The organism is Fulvimarina pelagi HTCC2506, from assembly GCF_000153705.1.
Lineage (GTDB): Bacteria > Pseudomonadota > Alphaproteobacteria > Rhizobiales > Rhizobiaceae > Fulvimarina > Fulvimarina pelagi.
In genome coordinates, this window is sequence record NZ_DS022272.1 from 1,328,481 (window position 1) to 1,343,055 (window position 14,575).

The 14,575-nt window shown below is 61.0% G+C and carries 15 protein-coding genes; 11 read left to right on the forward strand and 4 right to left on the reverse strand.

Going from position 1 to position 14,575, the window contains the following annotated elements; genetic code table 11:
- The first annotated feature begins 1 nt into the window (after nt 1).
- The 3 genes from FP2506_RS06230 to FP2506_RS06240 all read left to right on the forward strand — a co-directional run bounded on the left by FP2506_RS06230 (nt 2) and on the right by FP2506_RS06240 (nt 2,293).
- Entirely contained in the window at nt 2–1,108 is a 1,107-nt protein-coding gene (locus FP2506_RS06230; RefSeq protein ID WP_007066570.1) for an aminotransferase class I/II-fold pyridoxal phosphate-dependent enzyme, read from the forward strand.
- A gap of 157 nt (nt 1,109–1,265) precedes the next feature.
- Complete coding sequence (locus tag FP2506_RS06235) at nt 1,266–1,643, forward strand: DUF2147 domain-containing protein (RefSeq protein ID WP_007066571.1); 378 nt, start codon at nt 1,266–1,268, stop codon at nt 1,641–1,643.
- Nucleotides 1,644–1,933: 290 nt separating this feature from the next.
- The gene (locus FP2506_RS06240) at nt 1,934–2,293 is read left to right on the forward strand and encodes a DUF2147 domain-containing protein (RefSeq protein ID WP_007066572.1); all 360 of its coding nucleotides are present in this window, start codon (nt 1,934–1,936) and stop codon (nt 2,291–2,293) included.
- Between the two features lie 13 nt (nt 2,294–2,306).
- On the opposite strand, the gene FP2506_RS06245 is transcribed toward FP2506_RS06240, so the two are convergent.
- On the reverse strand, nt 2,307–2,837 hold the full coding sequence (locus FP2506_RS06245; protein ID WP_244404131.1) for a regulatory protein RecX: 531 nt from the start codon (nt 2,835–2,837) through the stop codon (nt 2,307–2,309).
- A gap of 257 nt (nt 2,838–3,094) precedes the next feature.
- Here FP2506_RS06245 and FP2506_RS06250 point away from each other — a divergent pair, with 257 nt between their 5' ends.
- A complete protein-coding gene (locus FP2506_RS06250; protein WP_007066574.1) occupies nt 3,095–3,736 on the forward strand; it encodes a TRAP transporter small permease subunit in 642 nt (213 codons plus the stop codon).
- A complete protein-coding gene (locus tag FP2506_RS06255; protein ID WP_007066575.1) occupies nt 3,733–5,730 on the forward strand; it encodes a TRAP transporter large permease in 1,998 nt (665 codons plus the stop codon). Before FP2506_RS06250 ends, FP2506_RS06255 begins: the two co-directional genes overlap by 4 nt.
- 51 nt (nt 5,731–5,781) lie before the next feature.
- Here FP2506_RS06255 and FP2506_RS06260 read toward each other — a convergent pair whose 3' ends face one another.
- The gene (locus FP2506_RS06260) at nt 5,782–6,486 is read right to left on the reverse strand and encodes a P-loop NTPase family protein (protein WP_007066576.1); all 705 of its coding nucleotides are present in this window, start codon (nt 6,484–6,486) and stop codon (nt 5,782–5,784) included.
- A gap of 276 nt (nt 6,487–6,762) precedes the next feature.
- On the opposite strand from FP2506_RS06260, the gene FP2506_RS06265 reads away from it, so the two are divergent.
- The 5 genes from FP2506_RS06265 to modC are packed head-to-tail and all read left to right on the forward strand — an operon-like array spanning nt 6,763 to nt 10,689.
- A complete protein-coding gene (locus FP2506_RS06265; protein WP_244404132.1) occupies nt 6,763–7,689 on the forward strand; it encodes a ribokinase in 927 nt (308 codons plus the stop codon).
- On the forward strand, nt 7,686–8,066 hold the full coding sequence (locus FP2506_RS06270; protein WP_007066578.1) for a winged helix-turn-helix domain-containing protein: 381 nt from the start codon (nt 7,686–7,688) through the stop codon (nt 8,064–8,066). The genes FP2506_RS06265 and FP2506_RS06270 overlap by 4 nt, the downstream gene beginning before the upstream one ends.
- A 59-nt stretch (nt 8,067–8,125) precedes the next feature.
- A complete protein-coding gene (gene modA / locus FP2506_RS06275; protein WP_007066579.1) occupies nt 8,126–8,890 on the forward strand; it encodes a molybdate ABC transporter substrate-binding protein in 765 nt (254 codons plus the stop codon).
- A 15-nt stretch (nt 8,891–8,905) separates the two neighbouring features.
- Nucleotides 8,906–9,577, forward strand: coding sequence for a molybdate ABC transporter permease subunit (gene modB / locus FP2506_RS06280; RefSeq protein ID WP_007066580.1), 672 nt, complete (start codon nt 8,906–8,908; stop codon nt 9,575–9,577).
- Nucleotides 9,574–10,689, forward strand: a complete 1,116-nt coding sequence (modC, locus tag FP2506_RS06285) for a molybdenum ABC transporter ATP-binding protein (protein ID WP_007066581.1) — start codon at nt 9,574–9,576, stop codon at nt 10,687–10,689. The genes modB and modC overlap by 4 nt, the downstream gene beginning before the upstream one ends.
- Before the next feature lie 115 nt (nt 10,690–10,804).
- Here the strand turns inward: modC and FP2506_RS06290 are convergent, their stop codons facing one another.
- Nucleotides 10,805–11,632: a hypothetical protein gene (locus tag FP2506_RS06290; protein WP_148227483.1), complete on the reverse strand. Its 828-nt coding sequence runs from the start codon at nt 11,630–11,632 to the stop codon at nt 10,805–10,807.
- A gap of 241 nt (nt 11,633–11,873) precedes the next feature.
- Between FP2506_RS06290 and FP2506_RS06295 the strand changes: the two genes are divergently transcribed.
- Nucleotides 11,874–13,775, forward strand: coding sequence for a propionyl-CoA synthetase (locus FP2506_RS06295; RefSeq protein ID WP_007066583.1), 1,902 nt, complete (start codon nt 11,874–11,876; stop codon nt 13,773–13,775).
- 6 nt (nt 13,776–13,781) lie between these two features.
- Here FP2506_RS06295 and FP2506_RS06300 read toward each other — a convergent pair whose 3' ends face one another.
- Nucleotides 13,782–14,384, reverse strand: coding sequence for a histidine phosphatase family protein (locus tag FP2506_RS06300; protein WP_007066584.1), 603 nt, complete (start codon nt 14,382–14,384; stop codon nt 13,782–13,784).
- Between the last annotated feature and the right edge of the window lie 191 nt (nt 14,385–14,575).

Sequence of the window (14,575 nt, forward strand, 5' to 3'; positions counted from 1 at the left end):
CATGACAGGCCTTTTCGACGAGCGCATCCGCGCCCTCGCCTCCGAATCTCCCTTTACCGGACCAGAAACCCTGGAGCGCCGGAACGGGCAGGCGTTCGCTACGCGGCTCGGCGCGAATGAGAGCGTGTTCGGCCCGTCACCCAAGACGATCGAGGCGATGGCGCGGGTCGCGGCGGATAGCTGGATGTACGGCGATCCGGAACAGTTCGAGCTTCGCGAGGCGCTCGCGGAAAAGCATGGATTGGCCGCCAAGAACATCATTTGCGGGGTCGGGATCGACGGACTGCTCCGCGATCTCCTGTCGGTGGCCTGCGCACCCGGCAGCAGGGTGCTAACGAGCCTCGGCGCCTACCCGACTTTCGGCTATTTCGCGACCGCGGCCGGCGCGGCGATCGAAACCGTGCCCTATACCGCGGACTTCCGCCAGAACTGGCAGAGACTCACCGAGCGGGCGCAGGAATTGCGGCCGAAGGTCCTCTACCTCACCAATCCAGACAATCCGACCGGCAGCTACCATGACGCCGGATCGCTCCAGACAGTGCTCGCCGACGTTCCGGACGATACGATCGTCGCTCTCGACGAAGCCTATTGCGATTTCGCGCCGGCCGAGGCGATACCGCCGGCCGACCTCGTCCGGCCCAACCTCTTACGCTTTCGCACCTTCTCTAAAGCCTATGGCATGGCGGGTGCACGCATCGGCTACGTGATCGGCGATCCTTACGCCATCGCGCAGTTCGACAAGGTACGCGACCATTTTGCGGTGACGCGCTTATCGCAGGCGGGCGCGATCGCGGCGCTTGCCGACGTGGACCATCTGAAAAGGACCATTGCGGAAGTCGCAAAGGCGCGAGAGCAGCTTGCTCAGGTCGCTGAGAACCTCGGCTTCGCGGCACTTCCATCAGCGACCAATTTCGTCGCCATCGATCTCGGTAAGGGCGGAGAAGACTGCCGGAAAATTGCAGAAGACATTGAACGCCGAGGCGTTTTCGTCCGCCGTCCCGCGACCGAGTTCCTGAATCGAACGCTGCGCGTGACTGCGGGCACTGCGACCGACATCGAGCGATTCGGTAAGGCGCTACGGAGTGCCGTGAACAGACTCGATTCCTGAAGGCGATCCGGCAACGTTCTAACCGTACTGACTGCAGACTTCTCGGCGCTCTCGCAATCCGAAAAAGTTTCTCCTTGCGGATTACTGCCGTTCTAAGATCAAAATTTAAAGCGATGTACGCTGGGGACACCAGTTCAAACGTCGAAACGACCTGACCATGACAAATTCTTCCATCGCCCGTCGATCCAGCGCACTCGCGTTTGGCTCAGTACTTGGCCTAGCCGCTCTCATTGCAGTCCCTGCCAACGCACAACCCGATATTGTCGGCTCATGGTCCACGTCGGATGGCGAGATCATATCCGTCGAACACTGCGGCGGCGGATTCTGCGCGACCGTCGCTAGTGGCCCCTACAGCGGCGCTGCTGTCGCACGCGTCGCGGGAGCAGGTCCGGAATTCGAGGGCCGCGTCCACGACCCTAGAAACGGCAAGAGCTACCCGGGTTCGCTGACGCTTGATGGCGAACGCATGGCGCTGAAGGGCTGTATCATGGAGGTGTTCTGCAAGACAGTCCAATACTGGCAACGCGCCGGTTGATCCTTCGGCATCCGGCGCAGACGGATGCATTCCCATCTTCGTCTTGCTGGCTTCCGATTGGTAGCAGCTACGCGGTTGCCAAGTCTAAGCCGGTGCTCGGCCGACACAAGCGCAGGCTGATGGGAGAGTTCTCGGGTTCGGTCACAGAGAGCGGGAGCTCGCGATTAAGACGCCCGATGGTACGCAGTCGTCACGATCAAGTGTGGCGCCGGAACTGAACCTGCCTGATCTGCTTCCATCGCCACACCCTACCTCAATTTGCCTTATCGCCACTACTCAAGGGGAATGACATGAGACATAGCATCCTCGCTCTCGCCGCAGCCACTTCGATGGCATTTGTGGGTTACGCACCAACCGCTTTCTCCGCCGAGCCGATCGTCGGTCAATGGCGCGCACCGGGCGGCGGCGTTGTCGAGGTCGCGCCGTGCGGAGGAGAATTCTGCGCGACGGTCGTGAGCGGAGAACACAAAGGCAAGGCGGTCGGCCGTATGTCCGGCACAGGCGACTCCTACTCCGGCACGGTCACCGATCCGCGAGAGGACAAGACGTATGACGGTACGGCCTCGATCGAGGCTGGGGGAAACACTCTGAAGTTAGAGGGCTGTGCGCTCAAGGTGTTCTGCAAAAGCCAGACATGGAGCCGGGTCTGAACACTTAGCACGTCTATCCGGTTTTACCTCTCGCCTCCGGATCCACGCCGTCGATGTCGTCGGCGCCGCCGTCGACGACATCGACGGCTAGGCCATAGGGAAAGCCTGCCCTCATCATGGCCGCGATGTCGCGTTCACGCCGATCGACTCTGTCACGGAGACGCCAGGGTCCAAGCCGGCGCCGTTTGGCATAAGCGTGCGCCGCCTCTTCCTCAGTCGTTTCGTCTTCGGCGGCTACAGCTTCAATTACCGCGCGTTCAACTCCCTTTTCAGCCAGCCTGGCCTCGGCGATCCGGCCAGACACGCCCTTGCGCCGCATGGATCGCAGCTTCGCCTCCGCAAAGCCTCGGTCGTCGAGAAAGCCGAGCTCTGAGAAGCGTTCGGTCACGGCATCAATAAGCGCTTTATGATCGGTGTCGACCTCCTCGCGCAGCACCATGCGGCGACGAACCTTGCGAGCGAGAACCCGGCGAAAGTTCTCGGTCGAGGTTGCATACCGCTCGAGGTAGTGCGCACCTGCCCGCATCAACCAATCACGCGTCACCGGACCGGGCTGCTTTTTCGGTTTGTCGACGATCGGCGATCTCCTGAAACTCGACGTCACCCTGCGCCCGTCAGTCCCGGGCGATCTTTTGCAGTTCCGATTGGATCGCACATTCCAATGGCTTGCGAAACGGCGCCCCAATCCTTAACGAACGGACGATTTCGGCCACGCTGCCCCTGAAGCTTCACGAGAAATAGGCGCGTGCGCGCGTGCAGGATGTCAGGGGTCCGCGACGCCCCTCCGGGAGGAAACGGATTATGCAGGCCCTCTTGTCCTTTTCGCGGGGCATCGATCGCGTCACGACCTTTCTCGGCCGCGGCGTCTCTTGGCTCGTGCTGGTCGTCGTCCTTGTGAGTGCCGGCAATGCAATCGTCCGCAAGGCCTTCAGCATGTCGTCGAATGCCTGGCTCGAAGTGCAGTGGTATCTCTTCGGCGCGATCTTCATGCTGGCGGCGGCCTGGACCCTTCTGCGCAACGAGCATATCCGGGTCGACATCGTCTCAAACTACCTTTCCAAGCGAAGCCGCGACTGGATCGACTTTCTCGGACATCTCTTCTTCCTTCTGCCCTTCGCCATCCTCATGGTCTGGCTTCTGGTGCCGTACGTCATCGGTTCGTTCGAGCGACAGGAATACTCGCCGAATGCGGGCGGTCTCATCGTGTGGCCGGCCAAAGCACTGCTGCTAGCAGGCTTCGTCCTGCTGCTGTTCCAAGGCCTCTCTGAACTGATCAAGCGAGGCGCGATCCTCTTTGCCGGCATGACCGACACGACGCCGCTCGCAAAACATCTGCCGCTCGCAGAGGATATTGAGCAGCTCGCGCCAGAATATCCGCCGACGACCACGGAAGAAACCAATTCTCGAACACGAACCGTGAAAAGGGACGAGGACCGGTCATGATCGAATTCATCGCGCACAATCTCGCGCCGATCATGTTCGCCTCGCTCGTGATCTTCCTTCTGCTTGGCTATCCGGTCGCCTTCTCGCTTGCGGCGAACGGGCTGCTCTTCTTCTTCATCGGCGTCGAGCTGGCGCCGCTCTCGCCGGAAATTAACCTCTTCTACCCGCTGCTCGGCGCCCTGCCCGACCGGTTCTTCGGCGGCATCATGTCGAACGACACGCTGCTCGCCATTCCATTCTTCACCTTCATGGGGCTGATCCTCGAACGCTCCGGCATGGCCGAGGACCTGCTCGAAACGATCGGGCAGCTTTTCGGTCCCCTGCGTGGCGGGCTCGCCTATGCGGTGATCTTCGTCGGCGCACTGCTGGCGGCGACGACTGGCGTTGTCGCGGCCTCTGTCATCGCCATGGGCCTGATCTCTCTGCCGATCATGCTGAGATACGGTTATGACCGACAGCTCGCTTCTGGCGTGATCGTCGCATCCGGCACTCTCGCTCAAATCGTACCACCGTCGCTCGTCCTGATCGTGCTCGCCGACCAGCTCGGACGCTCGGTCGGCGATATGTATTCCGGCGCGCTCGTCCCGGCGCTCGTCCTATCGGGCCTCTATTTGCTCTACGTCTTCGGAATGACGCTCTTCCGGTCGAAATCCGCGCCGGCCCTGCCACCGGAAGCGCGTACGCTCGGACGCGGCGTAACCTCGCTGATGGTCGCGCTTCTTGCTGCCTGCGCCATCGCCTATGGCACCTCTCATTACCTCGAAACGAAAGTCCAGCAAGGTGCGGTAATTTGGGGCGCTGTGATTGGCGTCGCGGTGATCTATGCGGTTGCAACGCTCAACAAGGCGCTTGACCTGAAAATTCTGTCCTATCTCGCCCAGCAGGTCGTCATCGTCCTCATCCCCCCTTTGGCGCTGATCTTCCTCGTGCTCGGCACGATCTTCCTCGGCATCGCGACCCCCACCGAGGGCGGCGCGATGGGCGCCGTCGGTGCGTTGGTGCTGGCCTTCGCGAAGCGTCGGCTGAACATCAATTTGATGACCCAGGCGATGGAGTCGACGGCCAAGCTCTCAGCCTTCGTGCTCTTCATCCTGATCGGCGCACGGGTTTTCTCACTGACATTTTACGGCGTAAACGGCCATATCTGGGTGGAGGAACTGCTGACATCCGTGCCTGGCGGAGAGACCGGCTTCCTGATCTTCGTCAACGTCTTGGTTTTCTTCCTGGCGTTCTTCCTCGATTTTTTCGAGCTTGCTTTCATCATCGTGCCGTTGCTCGCCCCAGCGGCGGAAAGTCTCGGCATCGATTTGATTTGGTTCGGGGTGCTGCTCGGCATCAACATGCAGACGAGCTTCATGCATCCGCCCTTCGGATTCGCGCTCTTCTATCTGCGCTCCGTCGCGGCGAAAGTGCCTTATCTCGACCGCGTCACGGGCAAAAACATGCAGCCAGTGACCACCGGACAGATCTACTGGGGCGCGATCCCGTTCCTTTGCATCCAGCTCCTGATGGTGGCGCTCACGATCATCTTCCCGGAGATGGTCATGCGCTACAAGAATGAACCGACCACGACGGTCGCGCCGGAGGAAAGCATCCAGTTCCCGTCCTTCGGTGGCGAAGACGGACTTGGCCTGCCGCCACTCAACCCGGGATCGGCCACTGGTGTGAATGAAGAGAACGATCCGTTCGGGCTTCCTCCCTTGGGATTGCCGAACGCGCCATCAGAGAGCGCGCCGTCCGCTCCGGACTCGTTGTCGCAGCAGCCGAGCCTCGACCAGCCCCCGTCCGAGCTCAGCGGCGCAGCTGCGACCGGTACCGACGAGCCGGCCCAAGCCAGCCCGCCACCGGGTCTTTCGCCGCTTCAACTTCAGCCGGATGCCAGTGCCGGGACGGGGCCGGTGAACGACGACGGTCCGGCAAGCCGAGGTCCATCCAGTGGATCGGATAGCGGTTCGACCACGCCCAATCTCTCCCAACCGCCGTCCTTCGATTGAGGCATGGTCAGAGGGGCGGGGTCGATCCGCGGCCGAGCCGCCCGAAGCCCCTCAAGCGGCGATCTTCGTATCCGTGCCGCGCGGCAGGTCGGTCGGCGCGGACGTCATGCGCAGGATGCCGACCTCGTAAGCGAGCATCGCTGCTTCCGCGCGGGCGCGGTCGAGGCTTGGAGCTTCGGCATCTTCCAGCGTGAAAAGCGTACCGCCAGAAAGGAACGGCGCTTCATAGGCTGCTCGCATCGAAAGCCCGACGGGCAGGCGTCGGGTCGTGCTCTTTTCGATCATCGTCTCCACCGCACGGGCAATCCGACTGTGGATCGGTGTGATGGCGCTCGCGACGAAAGCGCGTTCGCGACCCGGCCGTCCAGCCTCCGCCGTCGCATCGAAAAGCCGGTCGGTCGACAGCGCCGCGAATGCCGAGAGTGGCGAGAACCGGACCGGGATGAGGGTTCGGTCGGCCATGCGCTCGGCGAAGCGCAGGATCTTTCGGTCGCTACCGCAATCGATGATTACGCTCTCGCCACGCCGGCGCGCGCCGCGCAGGATTGATTCTATCGCATTCAGGTCGTTCTCGCGGATAACGCGGATCTTGCCCGGGCATCCGGGCTTCGCAGCCCAGTCAGCTAGATCGGCGTCTCTGGCGGCGTCGATCACGGTGACCGGAATATTCGCCGCCGCGGCGACCCCGGCAAGCGTCATCGCCAACGTCGTGGCGCCCGATGACTTCAACGATCCGATTGCGATGACGGGAACCATCTGAGAGCGATATCCTCTGGAATTCAAAGACTTGCTGCCGCCCAGCGGCCGATTTTTCTGAGGTCAGATTTCGTTCGGTAGGGTTAATAAAAGGTTAATTTTGAAGCTAAGCTGCCTGGGGCGATCGGGCCTGTTGCGCATCGGCCATTTCCAAAGGGCAGTTCTGAACCGCTTGACCTAACGACGATTTCGCCCGACCCCATAAGAGCGTGAACGGCGATTAGCGAAGGGGACGTCATGGCGGCGGATGGGAAAGAGACGCCCGGAAAAGTTCTCGTGTTCGGGTCCCTCAACATCGATCTTGTCTGCCGCGTCGAGCGGATCGCGCGTCCCGGCGAGACTGTTCTTGGTCCAAGCTACGAGCAGCTTTTCGGGGGCAAGGGCGCAAACCAGGCCGTAGCAGCTGCACGCTCGGCCGCGAGCGGCATAAGCGTCCGCATGATCGGTGCGGTCGGCCCGGACGATTTCGGCACCGCGATCATCGCGAACCTCGAAGCGAACGGAATCGACGCCGGTTCGATTCTGCGGACCCAGGAGCCGACCGGCGCGGCCTTCATCGCTATCGACAGCGGTGGCGAAAACGCGATCACTGTTGCGAGCGGTGCGAACCGGGTTCTCGGTGCAGACGCGCTTGTTGGCGCGCAATTAAGCGAGCGGACCATCCTCCTTCTGCAGATGGAAAGCCCCCTCGATGAGACCATCGCTGCCGCGCGACGCGCCCAAGAGGTCGGCGGTCGAACAATTCTCAATCTTGCTCCCGTCCCGGCCAATCTGACGGCGGAGAGTCTTCGAAAGCTGACAGAGGCGATCGAATGGCTCATCGTCAACGAACTGGAACTGGACGCTGCAGCAAGAGCTCTCGATCTGAAGGCGGGTTCCATCACCGATCTCGCCAGTACCGTCGGTCAAGCTCTTGATGTCAACGTGATCGCAACGCTGGGCGCCAACGGCGTCGTGACGATAACGAAAGACGGCGAAAGCTTCATCGAACCGGCCATGAGTGTTGCAATCGAGGACACGACCGGCGCGGGAGACACATTCTGCGGCGTATTCGCGGCCAGTCTCGCGGCAAAACTCGAAATCCATCTCGCCGTGCGCCGAGCTACCACTGCCGCTTCCCTCGCCTGCCGTCGCACGGGCGCCCAGACCGCCATGCCAACTTTCGAGGAAATTACCGCAGCTTTGAATGCGCCGCTACCGTGAGCCGGCCCGGTCTCTCCCTTCTTCGGGTTTCGCTTGGGCCCGTCAGCATCGGTCCTGGTAAGGCCGACCTCCTTGCCGCGATCGCCGAGACCGGATCGATCTCCGCTGCCGGTCGTAGCCTTCGCATGAGCTACAAGCGCGCGTGGTCGCTGACCGAGGATCTCAACGCCGCCTTCGCCGAGCCCGTAGTCGACACCGCGCGAGGTGGAGCCTCAGGAGGCGGTGCGCATTTAACAGCGACGGGTCGGCAGCTGCTGGAAGCCTATCGGAGGATGCAACAAGCGACATCGGATGCGATCGGCGCGGATGTCGAAGCCTTGACCGGGTTGTTGCGCGAACAGGACCAGCCTGCCGACGCTGGAAAGAGGAAGCGGTAATGATGGCTGGACGTATGCCTACGACTCGTTATGTTCGTTGAACTATAACGGAGATCTCCATGAGACATTTCTCTCGAGCCATTCTTGCCGCTCTCTCGTTCTTCTTCCCTGTGCTTGCAGACGCAAAAGCGGCCGAGACGATGGTAGCGGTGGCCGCGAACTTCGCTGAGCCGGCCCGCGAGATCGCCGATGACTTCGGGAAGGTGACCGGTCATACCGCTGTTCTCAGCTTCGGATCCACTGGGCAGCTCTTCACGCAGATCGAGCAGGGAGCCCCCTTCGACGTCTTCCTCGCGGCCGACACAGAGCGCCCGGCTCTGGCGGTCGAAGAAGCACTTGGTGTCGCGGGTAGCGTGTTCACCTATGCGATCGGTGCGATTGTGCTCTACAGCCCGGACAGCGATCTGGTTCGAGGGGAAGACACGCTAAGAAACGGCGACTTCGGCAAGCTCGCCATCGCCAATCCCGAAACGGCGCCCTATGGCGCTGCAGCCGTCGAAACGATGCGCAGGCTCGGCGTCTACGATGCCCTCGAAGCAAAACTCGTGCGCGGTAACAACATTGCGCAGGCGTACCAGTTCGTGCAGACGGGGAATGCGGAACTTGGCTTCGTCGCGAGTTCGCAGGTGGTCGACAGCGGCGGTTCGAAATGGTTCGTCCCAGCCAACCTCTACACACCGGTTCGTCAGGACGCCGTCCTTCTCATGCAAGGCGCAGACGACGACGCAGCTCGGGCGTTCGTCGAGTATCTTCAGAGCCCTGCAGCACGTGCGATCATCCGCCGCTACGGCTACGAGATCGACACCCCCGAGCCGCGGACCTGAGCCGATGGCGGCGTGATGGAGACCTCTTCGGCCCTCCTCGACCCGATCTTCCTGACTCTCAGGCTTGCCGGTGTGACGACATTGATCCTTCTCGTCGTCGGAACCCCCCTCGCTTGGTGGCTGGCGCACTCGAAAAGCCACTTCAAGGAGGTGGCCGGAACACTTGTCGCCCTGCCCCTCGTCCTGCCGCCGACCGTGCTTGGCTTTTACCTTCTTATTGCCCTTGGCCCGGACGGCTTGGGCGGTCTCTTCGGCGTCAGAACCTTCGCGTTTTCCTTCGAAGGGCTGGTGTTCGGGTCTGTGATCTACTCCTTGCCCTTTGTCGTCCAGCCGATCCGCAATGCGTTCGAAGCGATCGGCGCCCGACCGTTCGAGGTCGCGGCGACGCTACGGGCTTCCCCCGTTGACCGTTTCGTATCGGTGGCGCTGCCACTTGCAATGCCGGGCTTCCTTACCGGTGCAGTCCTTGGTTTCGCCCATACAGTCGGCGAGTTCGGGGTAGTGCTCATGATTGGTGGCAACATCCCTGGCGAGACGCGGGTCCTATCGGTCGCGATCTACGACTTCGTCGAGACATTAGATTTTGAGGCAGCCCATATTCTCTCAGCAGGCCTTCTAGTCTTCGCTTTCCTCATCCTGCTTTCGGTGACGCTAATCACCCGTTATCTCGGCAACGCGCGTCCATGAGCAAAAAGGCCGATATGGTGGAAGTGGCGTTGAAAGGCCGGTTGGGCGAGTTTTCGCTCGATGTCGCCTTCACGGCCGCTGGGGGCGGCGTTACCGCGATCTTCGGGCGATCGGGCTCTGGCAAGACCAGCGTCCTTCGGGCGATCGCAGGCCTCGAACGGTTCGAAGGTCGAGTCGTCGTAGCTGGCAAAGTCTGGCAAGACGAATCTCAATTCGTGCCACCCCATCGGCGGGCCGTCGGCTATGTCTTCCAGGAAGCGAGCCTCTTCGCGCATCTCTCCGTCCGCAAGAATCTGACCTTCGGTGCCCGGCGAACTCGAGATGGAGTCGATAAGGCCAATCTCGATCGGACGATCGATCTTCTTGGCCTCGGACCCCTTCTGCATCGGGATACCGGGAACCTCTCCGGCGGCGAACGCCAGCGAGTTGCTATGGGGCGAGCCATTCTCTCTCGCCCGAAGATCCTTCTGATGGATGAACCGCTCTCGGGTCTCGATCAGGCAGCGAAGAACGCGATCCTGCCTTTCGTTGAGGCATTGCATGCGAGCCTCGGTATCCCGGTGCTCTTCGTCAGCCACGACATGGGCGAAGTCGAGCGTCTCGCCGACGACATCGTGGTTCTGGAGAATGGCCATGTCGCGAGTGCCGGGCCGCTCAGAAAGGTTCTAGTCGATCGCTCTCTTGGCTTCGCTACAGAACGCGACGCAACGGCGATCCTGAGCGGGAATGTCATCGCCTATGATGAAAGCGACGGCATCGCCGAACTCGATCTTGGCGGACAGCGCATCTACATGGCTATGGACGAGACGCCGGAAATCGGCACGCGCCGCAGGCTTCGGATCGAAGCGAGCGATGTGAGCCTTACCCGCGCAACCGCAGCAGACTCGACCATACTCAACCGTCTAGACGTAACGATTCTTGGCATCGAAACCTCCGGCCGTGCCCATGTCGCCGTTCTCCTTGCACTGGGGACTGGTTCGGAGTCCGCTTTCGTCGCCAGCGTCTCGAAACGCTCGGCCTTGCGGTTGGAGCTTCGGGTGGGAGAACGGCTTACTGCCCAAGTGAAATCAGTCTCGCTCGCGACGAGCTATCGCCGTCCGAACCGCGCTTAGTGCGCTGGGCAAGGAACGTTGGTCCCAGTTTTTGGACCATTTCGCCGAACCGCCGTTGAAGCAAATGCGTCAGGCAATCGAGCTTTGCCGACTGACGCTGTAGCCCGACTCGCCATCAGAACCGATACCAGATGGCGGAAAACGCGCCTCGCTCTTTCAAGGCGTTGTGACCGACGACAGTCGCGAAACCACCTGCCTGCACCGACCATCGCTCTGAAAGATCGTAGACGACGGATCCTTGCGCCTTCTGATGGCCATATGATTCCTCTTCAGGCCGAACCGCAAAAGTCGAAAAGGTCTGCCCCAGAAGCATCGTCTTCTCGAAGACGCGCAGGCCGAGTGTCGTATCGATTACCATCTCGTCCGGTCCGTCACCGAGACGATAGCGGTAGCCGACCGAAACCTCTGAAAATGCCTGTTTGCCGAGAAGCTCGAAATTGGCACCGCCAGACCACCTGGCTTCCAGCAGCGGGGAATCCCACCCGTATGTGTCCACCAAAGCATCGGCTTCGCCGAAGACATCTTCCGTAAGGATGCCGATTTCCGCGCTCATTGCATACGTGTTCGATCGATAGAGTTTTGTGCGGGCGCCGAGGGAGGCGTGGGACAGGCCAGGCCGCTTGAACGGCAGGTCGTCAGAGGTCTCCGAGCCAAATTCGGCCGATCCTGTGATCGTCAGCCAGTCGACGAGGCCATAGTCGATGAGGAGTGAGCCGGTCCCCTTCTGGAAGTCAGCATCCTCTGTTACGTCATAACGCTCGGTGAATGCTTGATCCGCTTGGGAGAAAAGCCCGGTAACAATGGCCTGTCCGTCGCCCTCATCCTGTAGCCAGGCCGCAGACTTCGCAGGCACAACAACAGCGAATGCACCGACAAGTGAGCTCACGACCAGTAGAATGAGCGCACGGCACCTAGCAGCCGTTTGTAGTCCTACTTTGCTCATCCCCCGCCGCCTCAAACATGACGCCCTAATCTTTCCAGGAACAATGCTACCGTGAACATTTAAACGCTTCCTCTACGGATGCGGATCTTGATCTCTCGCGGTAGATCGTTGGGAGCAGCCGGCTCCTGACGCGTTCGCAATGCTTTCCGCGTCCGGCGTCGATACTATTCTTCAGGAATGTTGGCACGTTCGACCGGATGCGCCGCCTGCAGAGAACGGATGGTTTGGGAGGACTAGCTTTATGACCGGACGATACAGGGGTGTCTACGAAAGGTCTCGCAGCGACAGGGAAGGGTTCTGGCTCGAACAGGCCGAGGCGATCGATTGGTTCGAGAAGCCGACGAAAGCTTTTGACGAAACACTCGGCGTTTATGGTCGCTGGTTCCCTGATGCGATCTGCAACACCTGCCACAACGCCATTGATCGTCACGTCGAAGCCGGCCATGGCGAACGGGCCGCGGTCATCTACGACTCACCCGTGACCGGCGCCAAGCGGACGATCAGCTATTCCAACCTCCTGCGAGACGTGAAGGCGTTAGCCGCCGCGATGAGCGACCTCGGCGTCGAAAAGGGTGACCGCGTCATCGTCTATATGCCGATGATCCCTGAAACCCTGACCTCCATGCTGGCCTGCGCGCGCATCGGCGCGATCCATTCGGTCGTGTTCGGCGGCTTTGCGGCGAACGAACTCGCCAAACGGATCGACGATGCCGAGCCCAAGCTCATCCTTTCCGCGTCCTGCGGCATCGAGCCGACGCGGAAGGTCGAATACAAGCCGCTGATGGACAAGGCGATCGAGCTCGCCACGTCGAAACCCGAAGCCACCATCGTGCTTCAGCGTCCCGAACTGCCCTGCGAGCTGATGGACGGCCGCGACTATGACTGGGATTCTCTACGTGAGCGTTATCGCGCAGAGATCGAAGGCGGTCGGGACGTTCCATGCGAGCGCGTGAAAGCGACCGACCCGCTTTATATCCTGTATACGTCTGGGACGACCGGAAAACCGAAGGGTGTCGTCCGCGACAATGGCGGGCACATGGTGGCGCTCCACTGGTCGATGGGAGCGATCTACGGCATCGAAGAGGGCGACGTCTCCTTTACGGCTTCTGACTTCGGCTGGATCGTGGGCCACTCCTACATCTGCTACGGGCCGCTTTTGAAAGGCGCGACGACGATCGTCTTCGAGGGTAAGCCCGTCGGCACGCCCAATGCGGGCACCTTCTGGCGGATCATCGCCGAACACGGCGCGAAGACGCTCTTCACGGCGCCGACTGCTATTCGTGGCGTACGCAAGGAGGATCCGGACGGCGAGTTCATCGGCCAATATGATCTGTCGAAGTTCGAGGCTCTTTATCTCGCCGGCGAACGGGCCGATCCTGAAACCATCAAATGGGCTGAAGCCAAGCTCGACCGTCCCGTGATCGACCACTGGTGGCAGACGGAGACGAGCTGGACCATCGCCGGCAATCCGCGCGGAATAGAACTTTTGCCGATCAAACGCGGCAGCCCAAGTGTCGCCATGCCGGGCTACGAGCTCGCCATTCTCGACGAGGCAGCGAAAGAAGTACCTCCGGGCGAGATGGGGGCTATCGCAATTAAACTGCCGCTGGCACCCGGCAATCTGCCGACTTTATGGAACGCTGACGAGCGTTTCCGGGAGAGCTACCTCGCCGAATTCCCTGGCTACTACTCGACGGCCGATGCCGGCTACATGGACGAGGACGGCTACCTCTTCGTCATGGGCCGGACGGATGACGTGATCAACGTCGCCGGACACCGCCTATCGACCGGCGAGATGGAAGAGGTCGTCGCCAAGCATCCGGCCGTCGTCGAATGCGCCGTCATCGGCATGGAAGACGAGATGAAAGGCCAGATCCCTTGTGGGTTCGTCGTGCTGAAGGAGACAGATCAGGCAACGAAGGACAGCCTGGAGGCTGACGTCATCCGCATGGTTCGCGATGAGATCGGGCCGGTCGCGGCCTTCAAGCAGGTGGTCATCGTCGACAAGCTGCCGAAGACGCGGTCAGGGAAGGTTTTGCGGCGAACCATGAAGGCGATCGTTGACCGCACCGATTTCGATACTCCGGCGACGATTGAGGACGCCTCTGCGATCGAGGGTATCGAGAGGGCGATCCGCCTCTAACTCGGCTTAAGGATCGATCGAGCCGCGCACCTCGATCGATCCGTCCTCGCCAGCGGCAACGAGAACGATCTCTCCCGAAGAGGGAAACACATCTGTCAGCGCAGTGATATTGACCTGATGGGTGACGAGCATTGCCCTGCGTCCCGCTTCAGCGAGTTCGCGAATGCGCTCGCGGGCGGCCTCGGTCTGCGCTTGGCTTGTCGAGCGGTCACCGAAGAACGAGTTGAGGAATGGGGCATCCTCGACTGGACCGATGTCGAGAAGCTCGGCTGTTTCACGGCAGCGGCACCACTGGCTGGTGAGGACAACGTCGATCCCAATGCCGTCCGCCCTGATCCGCTCGCCGATCGCCCGCGCCTGATCGCGGCCTTCTTCGGAGAGGTTTCGCTGGGTGGAACAGTCGCCAATTGCGAAATCGGAGGGATCCCCGGTTCCCGGTGCGATGGCGTGGCGCATGAGAAGTTGAACGCCATCCTCCTTCGCGTTTTCGAGCTCAACGTCCTGCGCCGCCGCCGATTGCGGTGCAAGAGCGAAGACGAGCGTGGCTACAATACCTGCCCAAACGTGTCGGATCATCACCGAGCGATAAGTTCGCTTTTCGTGTCCCATCGCGCACCCTCCTTGAACTATCATCGATAGACATCTGATGCGCCTTGCATACGAAACCAGCGCGACTTTCCGTCTAGCGATACTGTTCTCTCACGACGGGTTCTTTCGGCCGCCGTTTCCCGTTAAAAACGCGGCGAAGCGGGACCGCCCTAGCTAGGCAACTCTAGAGTGCTCAACCCGCCGGTGACGAG

What these genes read in the sequence shown, in the direction of transcription:
- FP2506_RS06230 (WP_007066570.1), top strand. Translation starts at nt 2, where the DNA reads ATGACAGGCCTTTTCGACGAGCGCATCCGCGCCCTCGCCTCCGAATCT.
- FP2506_RS06235 (WP_007066571.1), top strand. Translation starts at nt 1,266, where the DNA reads ATGACAAATTCTTCCATCGCCCGTCGATCCAGCGCACTCGCGTTTGGC.
- FP2506_RS06240 (WP_007066572.1), top strand. Translation starts at nt 1,934, where the DNA reads ATGAGACATAGCATCCTCGCTCTCGCCGCAGCCACTTCGATGGCATTT.
- FP2506_RS06250 (WP_007066574.1), top strand. Translation starts at nt 3,095, where the DNA reads ATGCAGGCCCTCTTGTCCTTTTCGCGGGGCATCGATCGCGTCACGACC.
- FP2506_RS06255 (WP_007066575.1), top strand. Translation starts at nt 3,733, where the DNA reads ATGATCGAATTCATCGCGCACAATCTCGCGCCGATCATGTTCGCCTCG.
- FP2506_RS06260 (WP_007066576.1), bottom strand. Translation starts at nt 6,486, where the DNA reads ATGGTTCCCGTCATCGCAATCGGATCGTTGAAGTCATCGGGCGCCACG.
- modA (WP_007066579.1), top strand. Translation starts at nt 8,126, where the DNA reads ATGAGACATTTCTCTCGAGCCATTCTTGCCGCTCTCTCGTTCTTCTTC.
- modB (WP_007066580.1), top strand. Translation starts at nt 8,906, where the DNA reads ATGGAGACCTCTTCGGCCCTCCTCGACCCGATCTTCCTGACTCTCAGG.
- modC (WP_007066581.1), top strand. Translation starts at nt 9,574, where the DNA reads ATGAGCAAAAAGGCCGATATGGTGGAAGTGGCGTTGAAAGGCCGGTTG.
- FP2506_RS06290 (WP_148227483.1), bottom strand. Translation starts at nt 11,632, where the DNA reads ATGAGCAAAGTAGGACTACAAACGGCTGCTAGGTGCCGTGCGCTCATT.
- FP2506_RS06295 (WP_007066583.1), top strand. Translation starts at nt 11,874, where the DNA reads ATGACCGGACGATACAGGGGTGTCTACGAAAGGTCTCGCAGCGACAGG.
- FP2506_RS06300 (WP_007066584.1), bottom strand. Translation starts at nt 14,384, where the DNA reads ATGGGACACGAAAAGCGAACTTATCGCTCGGTGATGATCCGACACGTT.